Raw genomic sequence first — 21,845 nt, 5'->3', positions numbered from 1 at the left:
TTCTTTTGTATGATATAAGGAAACATCATACAGAGTAGTTTATATAAAAAATTATAATTGGTAAAATTGTCGACACTTGGAGTTGTTCATGTCTGATTTATCTTCAAATCGTTTGCCTAATCGCGCGTCTCGTGTCACAAATCAAGCGCTTTCTGCTATTGAGCGCTTTCTTCATATTGAAGCTCTCAGCGGTATTGTTCTTTTGTTAGCAGCGGCGGTCGCACTCATTTTTGCCAATTCTCAATATGCTTCTCTCTATGAATCCTTCTGGCATACACCCTTTGGCTTTAACTTTGGTCATTTTACCCTCTCTTGGGATTTACATTTCTGGGTTAATGATGCTCTCATGACTGTTTTCTTTCTTGTTGCGGGAATGGAAATCCGACGCGAAATTCATGAAGGTGCTCTCGCCGATTTTAAACAAGCAGTTTTGCCAATTGTTGCAGCAATAGGTGGAGTTTGTATTCCTGCAATTATTTACCTCAGTTTTAACTTTAATGGAGGCCATACGCATGGTTGGGCAGTACCAACAGCTACAGATATCGCCTTTGCGCTCGGAATTCTGGCTCTTCTTGGGAAAAAAATTCCTTCTAATCTTCATATCATTCTTTTATCTTTAGCAATTATTGATGATATTATCGCTGTTCTTATTATTGCTTTCTTCTACTCAACGAATATTGACCCCTATGGTCTCTTTATTACAGCAGCAGGGATTGCTTTAGTATTATTTTTTCAATGGATTGGACTCGCTTCGGCATGGCTTTATATTCTACCTGGTGCAATCATCTGGTGGGGATTAATGGCAACAGGTGTTCATCCATCACTTGCTGGTGTGATTTTAGGCATGATGACTCCGGTTTTTCCTACCCGTACTCTGGTAGCTCCGCTCACAATGTTAAGCAACGCAATGCAAGTTCTCCAAGAAAAAAATACAAAAACAGATCTACATCATATCTCAACTGCATTAAAAAAAATGCGCAAAGGACAACGTGATATGATTGCGCCAGTAACGCGTGTTCAGAAGGCATTGCATCCGTGGGTTGCCTATGGTGTAATGCCAATTTTTGCCTTCGCAAATGCTGGGGTTAGTTTTGCAAATTTCGATCTTTCTTCTCATGAATCATTCTTAATCGTGCTTGGTGTTGTCATTGGTCTCTTTGTTGGAAAACCTTTTGGAATCATTGCTGCTAGCTATCTAGCCGTAAAATCAGGACTATGCCGCCTGCCTCCTCATATGACATGGACAGGTGTTTTGCTCATTGGATTTTTAGCGGGAATTGGCTTTACAATGTCTATCTTTGTTTCAATGCTTGCTTTTAAAGATGTTATCCTACTTGATTCTGCAAAAATTGGTGTCCTTTGTGGATCCGGTTTATCTGCTCTTGTCGGCCTTGGATATGGAATTATTTACATCAAACGCAACAAACAAACTCCTCATAGTTTTTAATAAACCAAGTAAAAATACATTTTTATGTGAACTTTTTAAAAAATGATTTGGTTCATTTGTTAGGCATCGTTCATTATAATGATAGAAATAAATTAAGGAGAACATTTGATATCTTCATTGATCAAAAAGTGAAAAATCTCACGCCCTAAAACCTATTTCATTCAACTAATCGATTTTATGAAAGAGACTTAAACAAAACGAACGTGCAATTTTGCACATTACAATATGTCTTCACATCATTGAAATATTGAAATCTTGACCGATCAATGCACATGTATCATGTGTAGAGAGATAATAAACAAACAGAAAATATAGCATAAATTTTTCATTGTAATTGTTTGTATTAAAATCTTAGATGCAAATTTCAAGCGTCTCAATTTACTGTCACTATAACTGTGTACACTGTGATTTTCGATAATAAAACGCATATCACTTTGTTTATTGAAAACTATAAAGAGTTTTTTTGTGGCATTTGACGCAAATAATCCCTTCTCCAAGGCAAACAAAAGAAGACAAATCAAGCACCATAAATCATGTATGCAAAAAAGCTTAGTTTATTCCCCCAATTGAAGTATTTCTCTATGAGCAATTTCTGCACAAATCCTTTAGATAGTTACTTTCTCTCAAATGAGAATAAAATTACATCTGCAAGAAATACGGAAAATTCTAAACAATCATTTGAGAAAAGCAAACATCAATGGAATATATCTTATCGAATCTATTTTACATCATTACGTAAATAATAAAATTTATGGGCTCTATAATCTCACTTAGCTTTCACAAAGATTCCTCTAGCGGACGTATTTGAAACAGTAGCGCACTTTTCTCTCTCACTAAATACTCATATCAAGAGTCCTTCGTTTCTCTTACATACATGAACGCTTCATACTCATTTGGAAATCTTTGTTAGAACTGAAAAAATACTTAATTTTTATCAAGATCATAAACAGCGTGTAATGTTCTGACTGCAAGTTCAGTATAAGCACTATCAATCAAAATAGAAATCTTAATCTCGGAAGTCGTTATTGCTTGAATATTAATACCCTTTTCAGCCAAAGCCTGAAATGCTGTAGCCGCAACACCTGCATGACTGCGCATTCCAATCCCAATAACCGATATCTTGGCAAGATTGCTTTCAAATTGGATAACATCAAATCCAGTCTCTTTGCGGTTTTTCTCAAGAAGTGCAACAGCTTTCTCTACATCCCCTGATGGTACAGTAAAAGTCATATCAGTTTTGGAGCCATCTTCAGAAATATTTTGCACAATCATATCGACATTAATTCGCTCTTCGGCTAGGGGACCAAAAATTGCTGCGGAAATCCCTGGACGATCAGCAAGTCTACGAAGAGAAATTTGCGCTTCATCCTTGGCAAAAGCAATACCAGTAACATTCTGTTGTTCCACGATTTCATCCTCATCGCAAATAAGTGTTCCAGAAGAATTCATGAGATCAGCCATGCCTAACGCATCAGGATCTTCAAAACTTGAGCGCACGAAGGTACGAACTTTGTGAACCATTGCCAATTCAACAGAACGCACCTGTAAAACTTTCGCGCCAAGAGAAGCCATTTCCAACATTTCTTCAAAAGCAACTTTTGGTAAACGACGTGCCTTAGGTTCTATACGCGGGTCTGTTGTATAAACACCATCCACATCTGTATAAATATCGCAGCGATCAGCTTGTATTGCTGCCGCTATAGCAACAGCACTCGTATCTGATCCCCCACGCCCCAAGGTCGAAATCCGATTATCCGGAGCTAGCCCCTGAAAACCAGCAATAACTGCTACTTGACCTTCCTGAAAACGTTGTATCAAAAAAGATCCATCAATATCTGTAATACGCGCACGACTATGCGCGCTGTCCGTGTGAATAGGAATTTGCCAACCAAGCCATGAACGCGCATTTATTCCCATCGCTTGGAGTGTAAGAGCCAACAAGCCTGCTGTTACCTGCTCACCAGAAGCAACAACAACATCATATTCATAAGCATCTCTCTGTACTGGTGAAGCGTCACATGTCCACTGAACAAGCTCATTGGTTTTTCCAGCCATCGCGGATACTATAACCGCAACCTCATTGCCTGCATCCACCTCTCTTTTAACATGCCGTGCAACATTCTGAATACATTCAATGTCTGCTACAGATGTTCCGCCGAATTTCATGACAATGCGCGCCATTAATAACACTCTTACCTTTAACAGTGAGAATAAGAACTTACTCTCATATCAACAAACCATTTTTCACATATAGAATATCTACCATTTGTGCAAGTTTAGTTATATTTATATTATTTCTTTTGACTTGAGATAAAATCTATCTGACTGAAAAATTAAAATACAAGGAAAGCGATATGATAAATGAAACACGTACCACAATTGATCAGAATGAAATTGATCACTTCTCACATATTGCTTCTGAATGGTGGGATCCACAAGGAAAATTTCGCCCACTTCATCAATTCAATCCAACACGTCTTGCATACATCAGAGAAAAAATCTGTTTAGAATTTAATCGCGATCCTATCTCACTTATGCCCTTCGAAAATTTAAAAATTCTTGATATTGGCTGTGGAGGTGGTTTGTTATGTGAACCAATGGCACGTCTTGGCGCTACAGTTGTAGGAGCGGATGCTGCACAAACTAATATTGAAGTCGCAAAAATTCACGCCACTCAAAATGGCCTTTCTATTGATTACCGCACAACGACTGCAGAAGCACTCGCCAATGAAGAAGCGCAATTTGATATCATCCTCAATATGGAAGTTGTTGAGCACGTAGCTGATGTTCACCTCTTCATGGCAGCTACAGCAAAACTCCTCAAACCACAAGGGTTGATGTTTGTCTCAACACTCAACCGTACATGGAAAGCATGGGGACTGGCTATTGTAGGTGCTGAATACATTTTACGCTGGCTTCCCAAAGGGACTCATGATTATAAAAAGTTCTTAAAACCTCAAGAACTTAAAAGCCTTTTATCAAAAAATGCTCTGACTGTCATTGATAAGATCGGCATGACTTATAACCCATTAAACGACAGCTGGAATCGCTCAAAAGATATGGATGTTAACTATATGCTTCTCGCAAAAAAGTCTTAAGCGGATATAATCTATCATGACTATACGTCTTGCAACAAAGAATTGAGCTTCCCTTCATTTTCTAAAGCGTAAAGATCATCGCAACCGCCAACATGATAATCACCTATGAAAATTTGTGGAAAGGTATTACGTCCATTTGCTCGTTGCACCATTTCTTGGCGAAAAAACGTTGATGCATCAATATCTGTATATTTTACTCCTTTTTTATCAAGTAAATCACGTGCTTTCGTACAGTAAGGACAATTAGGACGCGTATAAAGTGTTATCTCTTTCATAGTTATTCTCCAATGGTTTCAAAATACTATCAACTTTAAGCTTCTCTCAAGAACTAGGAAACATAGAAGCCTCTTTTAATACGCGTGAAAATGTTAACACATCAACCTGTCGTGCACCTGCGCGTTTTAATGTTGCAGCCGCAGCTGTAACTGTTGCACCGGTTGTGAAAACATCATCAATCAACAAAATAGAACACCCCTTTAGATATTTTTTAACTTTACGTGGCACCTCAAAAGCATTCAGTACATTTAATTTTCGTTCCCTAGCAGATAAACGAACTTGTGGACGGGTATGTCGACAACGCACAAGCCAGCCGGGCTTAAAATTTTTTTTCTGTGCTACTGCAATATAACGAGCAAGTTCAGCAGATTGATTATAACGTCGCTGCAAAAAACGACGAAAATGTAAAGGAACGGAAATAATAACATCACAATCATTAATAATCTCGCGCCCAGCAAACACCATCCAATTCGCCATAAAAGGTGCTAGTTCTATATGATCACCATATTTCAATCGCGTTACCAGAGTTTGCGCCACCCCCTTATGAACAATAGCCGAGCGAACACGCGAAAAAGGAAGAGATTTTTGAAGAGCTTCACCACTGAGAAAACCATCCCCCATATCACAAACAAAAGGGATTCCCATAACAGGACAATAAGGTTTTGTGATAAATTGAAGATCTTTCCAACACACAGAACAAATCGTACCATAAGCAGAAACACGTTGTTTACATCCAGGGCAAATCGGCGGATACAAAATTGTTAGAAAGCGCTCAATGAACTTGCTTAATATATTTCCGCTATTTAAAGCTATCTCTTGAAAGCATAACATCATTAATTGAGGCTTTTACAGCTTCCCTGCACAAAAAAATCTTTTGTATTTTTTAATTTTAATTAATTTATAAATCCTTACTTCTTATAAATTTTTTCTTGTTTCATATCATAAGCTTGACAGGGCTTGCACAAAAATGAACCTTTGCAAAATAGACTTTTAATTATAGATTGAAAGGCCTTAACCATATGCCACACCCTTTAATTTTTGATCATGACCGGATTGAACAATTCCGCAAACGTGCTTTTAAAAAAGCAAAAAAAGGGTGTGATTTTTTATTGTCCTACATGGCCGAGGATCTTTGTAAACGTCTCAGTACTGTTGATCGTTTCTTTACGTTAGCTCTTGATTTACACAGTCATACAGATCTTGCCGCGCAAGCTCTTTTGCACTCCGGAAAAGTCCATTCCATAGAACGCGTTGAAACTGACATTCTTTATCAAAACCATGACAAAAAATTTCATTTACGCCCTCGAGAATTTCTCGACTTTCCTCAAAATTATTGTGACCTTATCGTTTCACTTCTTTCATTACAATTGACCAATGATACCCCTGGTGTTCTTCGTCAGATAAAAAATACCCTTAAACCAGATGGTTTATTTCTGGCTGTTATGGCGGGAGCGGGTACACTTGTAGAATTACGTGAATGCTTACTACAAGCCGAAATGGAAATCTATGGTGGGGCAAGCCCTAGAATTTATCCTTTTGCCGACATTCGTGATGTAGGTGCTCTTTTACAATGTGTTGGTTTTGCTCTCCCTGTAGCAGACATTGAAACTATCACTATACGCTACAATACAATGTTTAATCTTATAGATGATCTCAAAGCTATGGGAATGCAAAATGCGCTTATCAATCGCTCAAGACGCCCTGTATCCAAACGCTTCTTTCTCCGCGCAGCTGAAATCTATGCACAACGATTTAGTGATCCGGATGGGCGCATTCGCGCGCATTTTTCTTTCATCTGGCTCTCTGGCTGGTCACCTCACCCAAATCAGCAAAAACCTCTCCAACCTGGCTCGGCACAAATATCTCTTGCAGATGCTTTAGTAAAACAGCTCCCAAAACCATAGCCTCAACATGAAAAATTATTTTTCAAAGATGCTTTTATCCGTTGTCCGTAACATTTGACTGGTTATAGTTCCTGCCAACATTGAATCACTGACATTGAGAGCTGTACGTCCCATATCAATTAAGGGTTCGATAGACATAAGGACAGCAACCAAAGAAATAGGAAGCCCCATCATTGGCAATACGATCAATGCAGCAAAAATAGCACCACCACCAACACCAGCAACACCAATAGAACTCAATGTTACAACACCAACAAGAGTAGCAATCCAAGTAGGATCAAGGGGGTTAATGGCCATAGAGGGCGCTATCATGGTCGCAAGCATCGCTGGATAAAGACCCGCACAACCATTTTGCCCAATTGTTGCCCCAAAAGAAGCTGCAAAACTTGCAATGGATTGTGGTACACCAATCCATTGCGTTTGCGCCTCAATATTCAAAGGAATACTTGCAGCACTTGAACGACTGCTAAAAGCAAATGTCAAAACCGGCAAAACTTTTTTGAAAAAATGAAAAGGATTAATCCCTGATATGCCAAGCAAAATACCATGAATTACAAACATAAGAATAATACCAACATAGGACGCGATGATAAAAACCAATAAATCTAAAATATCTGCAATATATGAGGTCGCTCCAACCTTCGTCATAAGGGCAAAAATACCATAAGGTGTCAAAGCAATTACAATACGGACTAGTCGTGTAATCCAAGCTTGTGCTACTTGAATGAACAAAAGCGCTTTTTCTCCCTTTTCTGGATCATCTTTCTTTAAAAGAAGAACCGCAGCTCCTAAAAAGGATGCAAAAATAACAACACTGATAATTGATGTACGCTTGGCTCCACTTAATTCAGCAAATGGATTTTTAGGAATCAAGGATAAAATCATCTTTGGAACATTCATATCTCCAAGTTGCGCAATACGATCATCGAGAAGAGCAGAAACATTTTGCCCTTCATGTACCAAACCATTCGCTGTTAATCCAAAGAAATTAACCACAAAAATACCGACCAAGGCTGAAAGAGCAGTTGTAAAAAGCAATATTGAAATGGTCATTGTGCTCATTTTACCAACAGCATAAACAGAATGTAAATGAGCAACCGCTGAGACGATAGAGACAAAAACCAATGGCATAACAATCATTTGTAGTAATAAGGTATAGCCATTACCAACAATGTTAAACCATTCAACGGATTTCAATAAAGTGGCTTCGCCTTCTCCATAAACAATCTGTAAAACACTGCCAAAAATCATGCCAAGAACAAGTCCCAGCATAACACGGAGTGAAAGACTCCATTTCATCCTATTAATTTGAGTAAGCCATACCAAAAAAATAATAAATAGAAATAAATTGATGAAAAAATTAAATGCCATTGTTTATGTCCACTATTGTTATGCTTGATATTGAATAATCTGCATAGCTCAAAATCAATGCCTGATATTCGAAAATGGAATATAAACCTTGCAACGCTTTTGCAAAATCATTATTTTTTTAATTTATAGGTTAGAAGAGAATTTTTTATCTATTAATAACTCTTTAAAGGAGATAAAAAATCAAATAAACTTATTTTTCTATTTTTATAAAATTCTTTTTGCAAATAAAATGTTTTTCATCGGAAATAAAATACGAATAGCTTTCTTTCACATTCTAACACTAAAAGAGTACTTTCAATAGACCTTATCATTTGATATGATATTTCATCATTCTCTCTATTTAAAGCAATAAAAACTTTCCTATCAACAATAAATAGACTGCTAAACAATCTCATAGCTTGTTTTTCTAAGAGATAATACCAAGTAGGATTTGCTAATTTTATTACCAATATCCGCTTAACTGCTTTGATTAAGATCTCTTGTCCTATCTCATTTGGAATAGCCTCTCTTGTTCCAATTCTTGGTAAAATTCTGTCTTCTTTTATTGAAATCTCTGTGATGAATTCTCTGCTGTTATAAAATAACGCTTCTTCTCAATAACAAAAAATATAAACGCAAAAATTTTTGAATTCATGACGCCATCTTGAAACACAAGACGTTAGGTACTGTATGTACTACTCAAGATAATCAATTGGAAAACATTCTCAAAAAAAACAACGCATAGCCATATCATAGGTATAAATCAAGTAAATGCCATTCATCGCAGTAATTATTATACTCAATAACTCGCCTTAAAAGCTAAATTTTCTGATGCTGCGCACTTCTTCAGAATTGAAAAGAGGGTTTTTGTTTTTTAAATTAATAGGCACATTCTAAAAATATAGGTTCCACAGTCTCATTCCAAATAGAATGATAAAGAGACAAAAACCTATCGGCATCTGTTTGTCCCATTGCAATCACCTCTTCTAAGGGAACCAGAAAATTTGTCTCATCTAAACCATATGCATCATACTGTCTGCGATTTTTTAAACCCTTGCGTGAAATAGCAACAGCCTGACGCGCTATTTCTAAAATTATGGTCTGACGAAAAGGGGTTCTTAGTCCTTCTTTAGGGACATGTCTGCGCATATCCAAAACTTCTTCAAAACACCAATCTTTTGTCAAAGCCTCTGCTTCATTCAATGCTTCACTATCATAAAGAAGTCCAACCCAAAAAGCGGACAACGCACAGATATGCTTCCAAGAACCGCAATCAGCGCCTCTCATTTCTAAAAATCGCTTTAAGCGCACTTCGGGAAACAAAGTTGAGAGATGATTAATCCAATCTCCCATATTGGGTATTGAATTGGTAACCTGTCCCTTTAATGCTCCCTTCATAAACTGACGAAAAGTTATATGTGTACAATCATAATAACGACCGTCACGCACGACAAAATACATGGGGACATCAAGTGCCCATTCAACGTAATCCGCAAAACCAAAATGCTCAGAAAATACAAAAGGAAGAACTCCTGACCTCTGATTATCAGTATCACGCCAAATTTCTGAGCGCCAAGATAAAAAGCTGTTAGGTTTTCCCTCTGTAAAAGGCGAACTAGCAAATAATGCTGTCGCAACAGACTGTAATTTCATTGATACTTGCATTTTTCGCCGCATATCAATTTCAGATGAAAAATCAAGATTCACTTGAACCGTTGATGTGCGATACATCATATCAAGTCCACTATGACCAACTTTTGGCATATAATTTGTCATAATCTGATAACGTGACTTAGGCATTCGCGGTGTTTCAGCTAAAGTCCACTTTGGACTAGCCCCCATACCAAGAAAACCAATACCCAATGGTCCTGAAATTTTTTTGAGAAGAGCTAAATGCTCCATCACTTCGCAATAAGTATGGCCAATGGTTTTCAATGGTGCACCAGATAATTCAAATTGTCCCCCAGGTTCTAAAGAAATAGCACCTTGACCAACTGATCCTATCAGCCCAATAATGTTTCCCTCATCCACAATAGGCTGCCATCCTAAAACTTCTTGCATTCCTTCTAAAAGTGCGCGAATTCCTTTAGAACCTTCATAGGGAACAGGACGAAAACCATCTATATAAAACGGAAATTTTTCATGTTCCGTACCAATACGCCAATCATGCTCTGCTTTACATCCCCCTTGGAAATAGCTAACCAAGGAATCTAAGTTATAAATTTCACTTTCATCCGTTATATCAAGCGCCATAACTTATTGTATCCTATCATCAGTTCCATCATTTTAAATGAATCATTTAGAATGATTCTACGAACTTCTCAATTAATTGACCAATCCCCCACGGTAACATTAAGAAGAGCCAAAGCAGCAACAGCTGCAGTGTCAGCACGTAAAACACGTGGCCCCAAAGATATCGGAATCACAAATGGATGTTTTTTTAATAAGTTCCGCTCTTCCTCACTAAATCCACCTTCTGGACCAATGAGAACACCAAATGTTGTCATTTCATACTTTTTTAAAAGATGTAATAGATTATGCGGTTTGTGCGCTTCATCACAAAAGAACAAAGGTCGTGCATGGTCCCAATGTGCTAAGAGCTCCGCTAACGAGACAGCAGATATACACTCAGGTACAGATAAAATACCACACTGCTCGGAAGCTTCAATAACATTCGCTTTCATACGCGCCATATTGATACGCGTAACCTGTGTGTGATGCGTTATAACAGGCTGCAAAACCGATACCCCCATTTCAACAGCTTTCTGCACCATATAATCCAAACGCGCGTTTTTTAGTGGAGCAAAGCAGTAAATGAGATTCGAATGCGCCGTTTGCAATCTTTCTTGATGAATAAGCTGAAGCACAACAAATTTTTTCTTAATGTCGGTGAGTTTAGCAAGCCATTCACCATCCTGTCCATTAAAAAGTAAAATTTCAGCGCCTTCTTGCATCCGCAAAACATGTATAAGATAAGAAGCTCGCGCCCCCTCTATCTTGATTACTTCATTCAAAGCAAGTGGTTGCCGGATAAATAACCTTTTAAGTTTATAATTTACGCGCATAGAATTGTGCCAAAATCAAATATAATCATCGAGCAGATAAAAAAACATATAACAAAAAGAGAGAATTATATCTATAGAACTATAATATATTAAAGAATTATAGAGTCTTTTTTGCTTTATGAGATAATAGTGGGAACAAATGGATCACTAAGTGATTCTGTTTATCTGTAATTTTATAAAAATACATTATTCACCTTTGCATTCAATCATAGATCACATGGTTTGAGGAAAAATATGTCTGCTAAAAAAGCCACAATTATTACTATTATCAGCTTATTGGCTTTTATTCTGATTACTGTAGGAATCGGCTCCGTAGGAGCAGATGGGAAGTTCCCCGTCACTAAAGATGGCTATGGCATTTCTTCAGAGATTCAATAAGTACTGAAAAGCTTATCTCTAGAATTGTATAATGACATAAGGCTTTTAACAGTTTTTCTAAAATGTTCTCCAGTACCAATAAAAATAGCGGTCAATTCGCATAGATGTCTTTTTTGACCCAAAAATTGCCGCGTTCTTGTCCTTCAGAACTAAAAGAAAAAGTAAAAGGCCAAACGAGACTGTTAGCAAGGCATTGAACATCTTGACAGAGCGTCTTTGAGCTATGCGTTTTTCGCAATCGTGCCTGCAATCTAAATTCATTGTGTAGATCTTGCATAACAGCAAATGAAATTGTTCCCAAAATGGATAAACTCCAATCTGCCGTACGCATCAGTGATTCTGTTACCTTTATCGTCCCGTCTGAAAAACTTGTTTGAATATTCCAGAGATCAAAAGCTGTTGAAAGGGCATTGTCCCCCATTAAAAGAAATTGCTCCTTTTTTGAAAGTATCATCTGTAAATCATTCAAATCATATCCTAATAATCGACCAGAAGACATATTCAATGTTAATTTACCCTGCATCTTCGAAAAGATTTCTGACCAAGAACTACTAAGCGTTTCTGCCGTCATAGTAAAGTTTGCTTTGCTCTGTACAAATGGAGTTATTCCCAGAGCCTCTGTAGCAGTTTGTATATCAACAGAAGTCCCTGAAAGGCGTCCTTTAATACGCATTTTCTTTTCAGATGGTACAACTTCAATATTGCTTTGAAATGAGCCACCAAAAACATTTGCATGTCCCAGATCAAAAATACCATGCCCATTTTTTATTTGTATTGCAGCAGCTAAATTGGTAAGTGCGAATTTCCCTACTTTTGCTTGTGGTGAAAAAAGCCGTATATCCACCCCAATACGATCAAAAATTTCCCTATCAAGGAATGAATCCTGTTTTTTAACGGAAGAAAACATTGATCCCAAAACATTAAAATCTAGGTTATCAAATGCTAAAGATCCCATTACAATTGGAACATAGTCCTGAAAATCAACTTCTAAAGCTCCACGCGCATTTGCTGTACCCATCGTAAATACAACATTATTCATTTGGATATGCATGGGCTGTGCTAAAAAACCAGACTCCCATACAATAGGTGCTTTTAATCTATGCCCCCAAAACTGATTACCTCCAATCCAAGACAATGTCTGATCCCAACCAGGAGAACGCATCGATACCTTTCCATCAAAACGATAATATTCAGATAATCGTGCCTGCCCTATAAAGGTTACACCACCACGCACAGAATTGAGACTTGCCTTAATCTGGCTTTTCCCTCCTGCTAAAAGCAGCAACGCTTGATCGGCATCAATTGATAACTTGGTCAACTCTCCGCGCCAACGAGCATTCGCACGAAATTTCACTTTTTGTGTCGATTCGGGCCAATCTAAGGTTGCATTTAAACCCGTTATTTTTTCTGCTATTCTGGAAATACGATCATGATACACAAGAACACCATTTTCGACCACAATCCGCCCAAACAGTTGCTTCAAAAGACGCTCTATATCGGGATGGTCAGGATTATGCTTCAATATTTCACGAGCACTGCGTATTGCTAATCCTAATGCACCTCGTGATCGTGAAAAACTATCAAAAAAATCTGCAGCTGTTTTAACAGGCTTTTCCATAACAAACTGAGGGCGCACAATTCGCGTTTCTGAAAAAGAAACATGTCCAAAAAGAAGATCGATCAAAGAAAGATCAACCTCTATTGATTCAGCTTCCATCAACGGCACAACATGATTTATCTTTGATGTTAAAGTAACACTAGAAAGAAATGCTTTAGGGGAAGGAAAAAGATTCAATCGTGGTGGATCACGCAATTGCACATTATAACCCGTCCACGTACTCAAATCCTGTGCTAAACGAATACGAATCGTGTCGGTAGAAACAAGATAAAGTAAAACAAAAAGACCCACTCCAAACAAAAAAATAATTGTAATAAAAATTCCGCTTAAAAATTTTATTATTCTAATGCACACAATCTTCCTCTACACTCTCACTCCTATAACAAGATTAAAAGCAAACTTAAATGATCGTTAAAAAAACTTCCTATAATTCTAAATTTTGCCTTATCTCATTTAACAACTTCATTATTCTTGTTCTTATCCAAAGTTTATGAGAACAGCAATGTTGCTGCTTCTTTACAAAGTGATTATTTTAAAAGCTACCAAAAACTATAAAATACATAATATCGTCGTACCATTCTTACTGTTCTTATAGGAATAGTTGTATAAAACGCTATTGTATTGTCAGCAAATGCTTTACAAAAAAATAAACAGCCCTATCGAAAGGATCTCTCTCAAATGAATAATATTATCGACGGAAAAAAGCTCGCTGAAGAGATTATTGTAAAAGTTAAGGCTGAAACAACAAAACTTCGCAATCACTACAATATACAACCTGGTATCGCCGTCATTATTGTCGGAGATGACCCTGCAAGTCAGGTTTATGTCTCATCGAAAAGCAAAAAAGCCGAAGAATGTGGTTTTTTTTCAATTAAACATATGGTTTCCAAAGAAACACGAGAACCCGAACTTCTTCAACGCATTGCTGCATTAAATTCTGACCCTAAAATCCATGGTATTTTAGTACAACTTCCCCTGCCTGCCCATATTAATACAAACCGCATAACACAAGCCATTGCTTTCCAAAAAGATGTGGATGGCTTCCATTATATCAATGTAGGAAAACTCGCAACCAATAACCTTGAAGATGCTATCATTCCTTGTACACCAGCAGGCGCTATGATGATGATTGAACAACAATGCGGGCGAGATTTATCCGGTCTTGATGCCGTTGTTATTGGACGCTCTAATATTGTAGGAAAACCTATGGCCGCTCTTTTAACAGCTGCAAATGCTACCGTAACAATTGCCCACAGTCGTACCCGTGACCTTGATGATGTATGTCGTAGCGCGGATATTTTAGTAGCAGCTATAGGTCACCCAAAAATGATTAAAAAAGACTGGGTTAAAAATGGTGCCATTGTTATTGATGTTGGCATTAACCGCATTGCAGCTCCAGAAAAAGGTATAGAAAAGACACGTCTTGTTGGTGACGTCGATTTTGAAGAAATAAAAGGAAAAGCTGCTGCAATTACCCCTGTTCCAGGAGGAGTTGGACCTATGACAATTGCCATGCTCATGGTGAATACGCTCAAAGCAGCTGCTCGAGCACACAATCTGCCTGTACCCAAATTTTAAGAAATCTTACGCATATTTTTCATATTTATTGCAATGAATATTCGTTTACTCATACTATCAAAACAGATGCCCCTTGATCTGCACGGTTAACGGATTGGCGAAAAACACGAAAAAGCTCACGCCCAACACCATATTCATTCTTTGAAAGATCAGGAAGTATGATCGTTCGTGCATTAAATTTTGACAAATCTTCCAAAAGAGCTAATTTTCCTATATGCGCATCAAGACGAATGATGTCACCATCTTGCAAATGCGCAATGGGACCACTCTCCAAAGCTTCTGGTGTCACGTAGATTGCGGCAGGAATTTTCCCTGATGCACCGGACATACGACCATCCGTTATTAACGCTACCTTTTGACCTCGATCTTGTAAAAGACCTAAAATTGTCGTTAATTTATAAAGTTCTGGCATGCCATTAGCTCTTGGCCCTTGATAACGGATGACAGCGATAAAGTCTTTGTCATTCAATGCTCCAGATTTAAAAGCCTTTTGTAACCCCTCTTGATCATCAAAGACAAGAACGAGTGCTTCAATTCGCCAATGTTCAGATTTAACAGAAGAAACTTTAATAATAGCTGTCCCTAAATCTCCTGATAAAACACGAATACCACCATCAGGTTGAAAGGGGTGTTTCCACCCTACTAATACCTTCTGATCACCACTTTCCTTGAGAGCAGGCACACGCATCACGCTACCATCAGCGGAAAGTTTTACTTCAATTGCATAAGCATTGAGGTCTTTACCAAAAACTGTACAGACATCTTCGTGCACAAGCCCTGCCTCAATGAGCTCGCGAATAACAAATCCCATATCACCAGCAGCATGAAAATGATTAATATCAGCCAAACTGTTAGGATAAATCCGTGCTAAAAGAGGAACAACTGAGGAAATTTCTGCAATATCATGCCATGTCAATTGAATACCGCAAGAAGCAGCCATAGCAATCAAATGAATCGCATGGTTGGTCGATCCTCCTGTCACATTTAATCCTACAATAGCATTCACGAAAGAACGTTCATCAATTATCATACCAAGGGGACTATAACCATCACCAAGAGCTGTCATTTCAAGTACACGCTGAGTAGCTTCCTTTGTTAAAGCATCACGCAATGGTGTGTCCGCATTGCTGAAAGAGCTTCCCGGCATATGTAGCCCCATCATCTCCAGTATCACTTGATTTGAGTTAGCGGTCCCATAAAATGTACATGTTCCTGGTCCATGGTAAGAACGCGCTTTTGATTCCAGCAATGTTTGGCGATCTATCTTATTTTCTGCGTAAAGCTGGCGTATCTTGGCTTTTTCATCATTGCCTTGCCCTCTTGTCATAGGCCCAGCTGGAACAAAAATTCCTGGTAAGTGACCAAATGTGAGCGCCCTAATTATTAAACCAGGTACGATTTTATCACAAACGCCAAGATACAAAGCAGCATCAAACAGTTCGTGTGATAAGCCTATAGCTGTCGCCATTGCAATCACTTCACGCGAAAAAAGAGAAAGCTCCATTCCCGCATTTCCTTGTGTTACACCATCACACATTGCAGGAACACCGCCTGCCACTTGTGCAACACCACCAACCATACGGGCAGCCTCTTTAATGAGGTGAGGAAAAGATGAAAAAGGTTGATGTGATGAAAGGATATCATCATATGCAGTGATAATACCAATATTTCCAACAATATTACGCTTTAGTCGCTCTTTGTCTATTTGACCACTGGCCGCAAACCCGTGAGCCTGATTGGCACATCCTAAAAACTTCTCTTGGGGAGATTTTCCTGCGCCTTCGCAATGCGATCTAAATAAATTTCTCGTATTGATAGAGAACGCTCATAAATCTTTCGTGTAACCGTAGCAATTATCTTAGAAAGTGCCATAGTTTTATACCCCCTCATTTACGCTTTCCATCATTAACGAGAGATTGCGTATCCTCTACATCTGTATCACATTTTCACTTCACTTATTTCATTTTCATTCGGTGACCAATAAACCTGAACAAGATGATGGGCATTGCGTAAAACTGCACGAACAGGCATTTCTATTTCATCCCCATCCTGACAAACTGCTTCAAAACAATCGCGTTTCTGAAAACCTTCAAAATGGAGAACAATACAACGAGATTGTATAATAACTGGCAAAGTGAGCGTAAGTCTTGGCTCAAGAGCACTCTTTGCATGAAGTGGCAAAACAAGTGCTTGCGTTTGAAGATCAAGTGCTTGTTTCAAACGATTAGCATCAGGAAAAAAAGAAGCAGTATGTCCATCCTTCCCCATTCCTAAAACAATAACATCAAATGGTTTAGGCAAGGTATTGATATGACTAGCGGCTGAAAAAGCAGCAAGCTCAACAGTGATTGCCTTATGATAAAGTCCTACAAAATGCGCTTTAGCTGCAAAATTTTGTAACAAATGACGCCGTACCTTATGTTCATTTGAACGCTCATGCTGAGTAGGTACAAAGCGTTCATCAACCAAAGTGATGATAATATTTTGCCAATCAATATCAGCTTTTGACAAATAATGAAAAAACAATTCTGGTGTTTTACCACCAGAAACTGCTAAAATTGCGCGCTTACGCTCAAGGACAGCCACACTAAGCTCTGCTGCAACATGATCAGCTAATGCTAAAGCTAGGGTCGCCGGTGTTTCAAAATTTAAACGGTCAATATTCATTCCATGCACACTCATTACTCTAAACTAAGTTGTTCCATATACGCCCATCACGTTCCATCAAAAGTGTCGAAGCAGATGGCCCCCACGAACCAGCACTATATCCATGAACAGGCTGCTGTATTGCTTGCCATCCCTCAAGAATAGGATCAATCCAACCCCAAGCAGCCTCAACTTCATCTCGACGCATAAATAGGGTTTGATCTCCGCGAATAACATCCATCAAGAGGCGTTCATAAGCATCAGGATTACGTTCAGAAAACGCAGATGCAAAACTCATATCCAATGGAATATGACGAAATCGCATACCACCAGGACCTGGATCCTTAATCATCAACCATTGTTTTACCCCTTCATTAGGCTGAAGACGAATAACGAGCCGATTAGAAAAAATTTCATCAAAATTCGTAGTAAAAATATTATGAGGGATGGGTTTAAAAACGACAACAATTTCAGACATCCGTGTAGACATGCGTTTACCGGTTCGTAAATAAAAAGGTGTCTCTGCCCAACGCCAATTGTTAATCTTAACCTTAAGTGCTACAAATGTTTCGCTCTTACTGACTTTTTTCCCTAAATCATCAAGATAAGAGCCTACAGAAACACCATTCAAGATACCAGAAAGATACTGCCCACGTACAGTGTATTGCTCTACATTATGCACATCAAGAGGTGTTAAAGAATGTAAGACCTTCAGTTTTTCATCATGCACAGCATTTGCTCTATTGGTAAATGGTATTTCCATAGCAACCAAACAGAGCAATTGCAGCATATGGTTTTGTACCATATCGCGTAGTGCACCCACACTTTCATAATATTCTGCACGTCCCTCCAATCCTAAAGATTCAGCAACCGTTATCTGAACATGATCAATATAATTGGAATTCCATAACGGCTCATAGAGTGTATTGACAAAGCGCAATGCCATTAAGTTTTGAACTGTTTCCTTGCCAAGATAATGATCAATGCGAAAGATTTGATCTTCATTAAACACTCTTGCAAATATATCATTGAGTGCAATTGCTGTTCTTACATCACGGCCAATAGGTTTTTCAATAATAATCCGTGTTTTCTGCGTTACCAAACCATTTTGGCCTAATCTCATCGCGATATCATCAAAAAGATGCGAACCAATCGCTAAATAAAAAGCCCGAATATCAGCTGGATTTTTTGACAGCACTAGAGCAAGATCACGCCATCCCCGATCTGATGTAATATCAACAGAAACGTAGGTTAAACGCGAAAGAAAACGGTTCAGTTCAATTTGATTGAGATCTTTTGGATGAACATGTTTTTCTAGAGAAGCGCGAACAAAATTTTGATACTCTTCACTATTCAGTGAAGAGCGTGAAACCCCAATAATACGTGTTGGCTCACTCAATTGTCCAACACACTGGCAATGATAGAGAGCTGGAATAAGTTTGCGTGACGTTAAATCGCCATTGCCACCAAAAACAATACAATCAAAGGAAGAGACTGGAATAATTTGACTCACCATGAACTTGTCTCTCTTCCCATTTAATTATAAAAGCTTAAACAATTTATAGAAGCTCCAATTATTAAAGCAGACAGATCTTAAACAAGCCATTAATTTTCTTCGTTTTAAACAATATCCAGTTACAAATGATCCATTAAAGAAAACCAGCGCATTGCCAAAAACACAAGCGGATAACGCAGAGCTTTCCCACCTGGGAAAGATGAAATCTTTAAATCCTGAAAAGACGCAAAACGTTCACGCTTCCCAGTGAGCCACTCAGAATATAATTTCCCTATAAAAGGAGCAAGTATAACCCCATGTCCTGAATAACCACCACAATAAGTTATACCCGAAAGAAGTTGGCGAACATAAGGCATACGCTCAACTGTGATTGCAACCGTCCCCCCCCAATGATGAGTCAGCTTTATAGAGTGTAGATGAGGATAAATTTCAATCATCTGCCGTCGTATACACTCATCTAAATTTGCAGGATACTGATTATCATAACTTTCTACTCCACCAAATAATAAGCGATTATCAGTGCTTTTACGAAAATAGCGTACCATAAAACGGGAATCATCTACCGATTCGCCTCTCTGAAGAATGGGACTGTCTTTTGATAAGGGTTCAGTTGCTCCAATATAAGAGCGGATAGAAAAAATATTTTTTTCAATAAAATGTTGAAGTCCAAGTTTATAACCATTGGTCGCCAATAAAACATGTTCAGCCTTTATTTTGCTCCGTTCTGTTAGCACGCTATAATGGCTACCATCGCGTTTTACTGCAGTTACTTGTGTCTTCTCATAAAGCTTAGCACCAGCGTTTTTTGCGTTTTTTGCCAACTCAACAACAAGCTTTAGAGGATTTATATGACCAGTGTTCGCATCATAAATACCACCATGATAAAAAGAAGAGCCAAGTCGTTTAGCTGTTTCATTTTTATCCATAAAAGTAAGCCCCTGATAGCCATAACGCTGCATCGTTTCCACATGCCGTTGATAAGATGTGAGTTTACGTTTTTTATGAGTAACGGAAAGATGCCCTTCCATAAAGTCACACTGACAATTGGACATCGCACACCAAGATAAAACATCTCTTTTGGCTTCTTCAGCGAGATCAAAGAGGACTTTACTTCGCTCAAAACCATATTTTTTTTCCAGTGTTTCTACCCATTGTCTTTGCCCCGTACCCAATTGCCCACCATTGCGCCCTGAAGCACCATCACCAAACCGTGAAGCTTCAAACACAACAACATGAACGCCAGCCTTAGCTAAATGATAAGCTGCTGAAAGGCCTGTAAATCCACCGCCGATAATAACCACATCGCACTGTATCTGTTCATCCAAAAACGGATAAGAGGGGCGTTCTTTTAAACCATCTTCATACCAAGAAATTCCCGGAGAAATCGGATTGTCATTCATCATCGTGATAAACCTCAAACATTGAGCAAGAGATATTCACGCTCCCACGGACTAATCACTTCCATAAAAGTTTCAAACTCTTGTCGTTTGATTGCAGCATAAGTACTGACAAATACATCTCCTAGAATTGCACGTATCGCTGTATCTTGTTCAAATAAGGTGACCGCTTCAATGAGTCCACGTGGTAATTCAATATTATCAGCATTGACATTATTTGTTGTCGGTTCATCAGGTTCAAGCTTTTGCTGTAATCCAATGAGACCGCAAGCCAAAGAAGCTGCAAGAGCTAAATAGGGATTCGCATCTGACGAAGGGAGTCTATTCTCAACACGCCGTCCTTGTGGAGCAGAGCGAGGTACACGAAAAGCCGTGGTACGATTATCATATCCCCATCGCAAATTAACAGGTGCTGAAATATCAGGCATAAGACGTCGATAAGAATTTACATAAGGAGCCAGCATAACAAGTCCCCCCGCCATATGTCTTTGTAATCCACCAATAAAATGGCGAAAAAAGACACTTTCCTTACCATCTTCTTGGGTAAAAATATTCATACCTGTCTTCTGATCAACAACCGACTGGTGAATATGCATAGCAGAACCCGGCTGTCCTTGAATGGGCTTGGCCATAAAAGTCGCGTACATATTATGCTTAAGTGCCGCTTCACGAATTGTGCGTTTGAACATAAACACTTGATCAGCTAATTCAATTGGATCACCATGGCGTAAATTGATTTCAAACTGGCCAGCTCCCTCCTCATGAATGAGCGTATCAATTTCCAACCCTTGTGCTTCTGAAAAATGATAAATATCATCAATGAACTCATCAAATTCATTTACACCGGCAATCGAATAGCCCTGTCCCCCGCCAATTGATCGTCCGGAACGACCAACTGGAGGTACTAAAGGATAATCAGGATCAGGATTTTTTTCTACTAAATAAAACTCGATTTCTGGTGAAACAACCGGCTTTAGACCCATTTTTGTGTAAAAATCAATCACTGTTCGCAAAACATTGCGTGGTGTATAATCCACAATCTGCCCGTTTTGATACACAAGATCACAAATCACTTGCGCTGTAGGCGCTTCTTCCCATGGCACAATGCTTAACGTAGAAAGGTCAGGTTCAAGGCGTAAATCTCCATCTGTTTTGGGATATTCAAAACCATGTCCATCTTCAGGATAATCGCCTGAAATTGTTGCCACAAAAACGGCTGAAGGCAATGCCAACGATGTTTCTGATGTAAATTTTTTAGAAAGCATCATCTTGCCACGTGGTACACCTGCTTGATCAGGCGTAATACACTCAATATCTTCTACATTACGGAAAGCAAGCCACTGCGAAACTTGCTCCCAATTATTTACACCACGTAAATTTTTTAGAAAGCCAGAAACAGGTTTAGAAACCTCATTTTTCATTTGTTTACCATTTTTCACAGCCATGACACATTAACTCAAAAAAAAATAACCAAATTCCGCCCTCATGGTACCATCCCATCTATGAACTTCACAAAAAAACTTTATCAATGTAATGTTTAAAGAATGCCACAACTTCTATCAAGGTAAAAGA

At 38.5% G+C, this 21,845-nt stretch carries 16 protein-coding genes and 1 pseudogene; 5 read left to right on the top strand and 12 right to left on the bottom strand.

Annotated features, from left to right (window positions below; all coding sequences use genetic code 11):
• Positions 1 to 88 precede the first annotated feature (88 nt).
• A complete protein-coding gene (gene nhaA, locus J7R10_RS04320; RefSeq protein ID WP_010704826.1) occupies positions 89 to 1,447 on the top strand; it encodes a Na+/H+ antiporter NhaA in 1,359 nt (452 codons plus the stop codon).
• A gap of 924 nt (positions 1,448 to 2,371) precedes the next feature.
• Here nhaA and J7R10_RS04315 read toward each other — a convergent pair.
• Positions 2,372 to 3,628: an aspartate kinase gene (locus J7R10_RS04315; protein ID WP_010704825.1), complete on the bottom strand. Its 1,257-nt coding sequence runs from the start codon at positions 3,626 to 3,628 to the stop codon at positions 2,372 to 2,374.
• A gap of 173 nt (positions 3,629 to 3,801) precedes the next feature.
• On the opposite strand from J7R10_RS04315, the gene ubiG reads away from it, so the two are divergent.
• The gene (gene ubiG, locus J7R10_RS04310) at positions 3,802 to 4,545 is read left to right on the top strand and encodes a bifunctional 2-polyprenyl-6-hydroxyphenol methylase/3-demethylubiquinol 3-O-methyltransferase UbiG (protein WP_010704824.1); all 744 of its coding nucleotides are present in this window, start codon (positions 3,802 to 3,804) and stop codon (positions 4,543 to 4,545) included.
• 20 nt (positions 4,546 to 4,565) lie between these two features.
• Here ubiG and grxC read toward each other — a convergent pair whose 3' ends face one another.
• Positions 4,566 to 4,820, bottom strand: a complete 255-nt coding sequence (gene grxC, locus J7R10_RS04305) for a glutaredoxin 3 (RefSeq protein ID WP_010704823.1) — start codon at positions 4,818 to 4,820, stop codon at positions 4,566 to 4,568.
• Positions 4,821 to 4,866: 46 nt separating this feature from the next.
• The gene (locus J7R10_RS04300; RefSeq protein WP_010704822.1) at positions 4,867 to 5,652 is read right to left on the bottom strand and encodes a ComF family protein; all 786 of its coding nucleotides are present in this window, start codon (positions 5,650 to 5,652) and stop codon (positions 4,867 to 4,869) included.
• A gap of 188 nt (positions 5,653 to 5,840) precedes the next feature.
• Between J7R10_RS04300 and J7R10_RS04295 the strand changes: the two genes are divergently transcribed.
• Positions 5,841 to 6,725 carry a methyltransferase domain-containing protein gene (locus tag J7R10_RS04295; RefSeq protein ID WP_010704821.1) on the top strand — a complete coding sequence of 295 codons (885 nt, stop codon included), beginning with the start codon at positions 5,841 to 5,843 and terminating at the stop codon, positions 6,723 to 6,725.
• 15 nt (positions 6,726 to 6,740) lie between these two features.
• Here the strand turns inward: J7R10_RS04295 and J7R10_RS04290 are convergent, their stop codons facing one another.
• The 3 genes from J7R10_RS04290 to J7R10_RS04280 all read right to left on the bottom strand — a co-directional run bounded on the left by J7R10_RS04290 (position 6,741) and on the right by J7R10_RS04280 (position 11,140).
• Positions 6,741 to 8,096, bottom strand: a complete 1,356-nt coding sequence (locus J7R10_RS04290; RefSeq protein ID WP_010704820.1) for an L-cystine transporter — start codon at positions 8,094 to 8,096, stop codon at positions 6,741 to 6,743.
• 858 nt (positions 8,097 to 8,954) lie between these two features.
• Entirely contained in the window at positions 8,955 to 10,328 is a 1,374-nt protein-coding gene (locus J7R10_RS04285; protein ID WP_010704819.1) for a glutamate--cysteine ligase, read from the bottom strand.
• A gap of 68 nt (positions 10,329 to 10,396) precedes the next feature.
• Positions 10,397 to 11,140, bottom strand: coding sequence for a 16S rRNA (uracil(1498)-N(3))-methyltransferase (locus tag J7R10_RS04280; protein WP_010704818.1), 744 nt, complete (start codon positions 11,138 to 11,140; stop codon positions 10,397 to 10,399).
• Positions 11,141 to 11,374: 234 nt separating this feature from the next.
• On the opposite strand from J7R10_RS04280, the gene J7R10_RS04275 reads away from it, so the two are divergent.
• Complete coding sequence (locus J7R10_RS04275) at positions 11,375 to 11,518, top strand: hypothetical protein (RefSeq protein ID WP_010704817.1); 144 nt, start codon at positions 11,375 to 11,377, stop codon at positions 11,516 to 11,518.
• Positions 11,519 to 11,609: 91 nt separating this feature from the next.
• Here the strand turns inward: J7R10_RS04275 and J7R10_RS04270 are convergent, their stop codons facing one another.
• A complete protein-coding gene (locus tag J7R10_RS04270; protein ID WP_010704816.1) occupies positions 11,610 to 13,490 on the bottom strand; it encodes an AsmA family protein in 1,881 nt (626 codons plus the stop codon).
• A gap of 324 nt (positions 13,491 to 13,814) precedes the next feature.
• Between J7R10_RS04270 and folD the strand changes: the two genes are divergently transcribed.
• Positions 13,815 to 14,714, top strand: coding sequence for a bifunctional methylenetetrahydrofolate dehydrogenase/methenyltetrahydrofolate cyclohydrolase FolD (gene folD / locus J7R10_RS04265; RefSeq protein WP_010704815.1), 900 nt, complete (start codon positions 13,815 to 13,817; stop codon positions 14,712 to 14,714).
• Positions 14,715 to 14,763: 49 nt separating this feature from the next.
• Here folD and edd read toward each other — a convergent pair.
• From edd to J7R10_RS04240, 5 genes and pseudogenes are all read right to left on the bottom strand, one after another.
• Positions 14,764 to 16,586 (bottom strand): annotated as a pseudogene (edd, locus tag J7R10_RS04260) (phosphogluconate dehydratase).
• 66 nt (positions 16,587 to 16,652) lie between these two features.
• On the bottom strand, positions 16,653 to 17,390 hold the full coding sequence (gene pgl / locus J7R10_RS04255) for a 6-phosphogluconolactonase (RefSeq protein WP_015398810.1): 738 nt from the start codon (positions 17,388 to 17,390) through the stop codon (positions 16,653 to 16,655).
• A gap of 10 nt (positions 17,391 to 17,400) precedes the next feature.
• The gene (zwf, locus tag J7R10_RS04250; RefSeq protein ID WP_010704812.1) at positions 17,401 to 18,876 is read right to left on the bottom strand and encodes a glucose-6-phosphate dehydrogenase; all 1,476 of its coding nucleotides are present in this window, start codon (positions 18,874 to 18,876) and stop codon (positions 17,401 to 17,403) included.
• A gap of 119 nt (positions 18,877 to 18,995) precedes the next feature.
• Positions 18,996 to 20,279, bottom strand: coding sequence for an NAD(P)/FAD-dependent oxidoreductase (locus J7R10_RS04245; RefSeq protein WP_010704811.1), 1,284 nt, complete (start codon positions 20,277 to 20,279; stop codon positions 18,996 to 18,998).
• An 11-nt stretch (positions 20,280 to 20,290) separates the two neighbouring features.
• On the bottom strand, positions 20,291 to 21,718 hold the full coding sequence (locus J7R10_RS04240; RefSeq protein ID WP_010704810.1) for a glutamine synthetase family protein: 1,428 nt from the start codon (positions 21,716 to 21,718) through the stop codon (positions 20,291 to 20,293).
• Between the last annotated feature and the right edge of the window lie 127 nt (positions 21,719 to 21,845).

The organism is Bartonella vinsonii subsp. berkhoffii ATCC 51672, assembly GCF_902825225.1.
Lineage (GTDB): Bacteria > Pseudomonadota > Alphaproteobacteria > Rhizobiales > Rhizobiaceae > Bartonella > Bartonella berkhoffii.
Note: the sequence above shows the minus strand (reverse complement) of the source record. Positions and strands in the feature narration are given on the sequence as shown.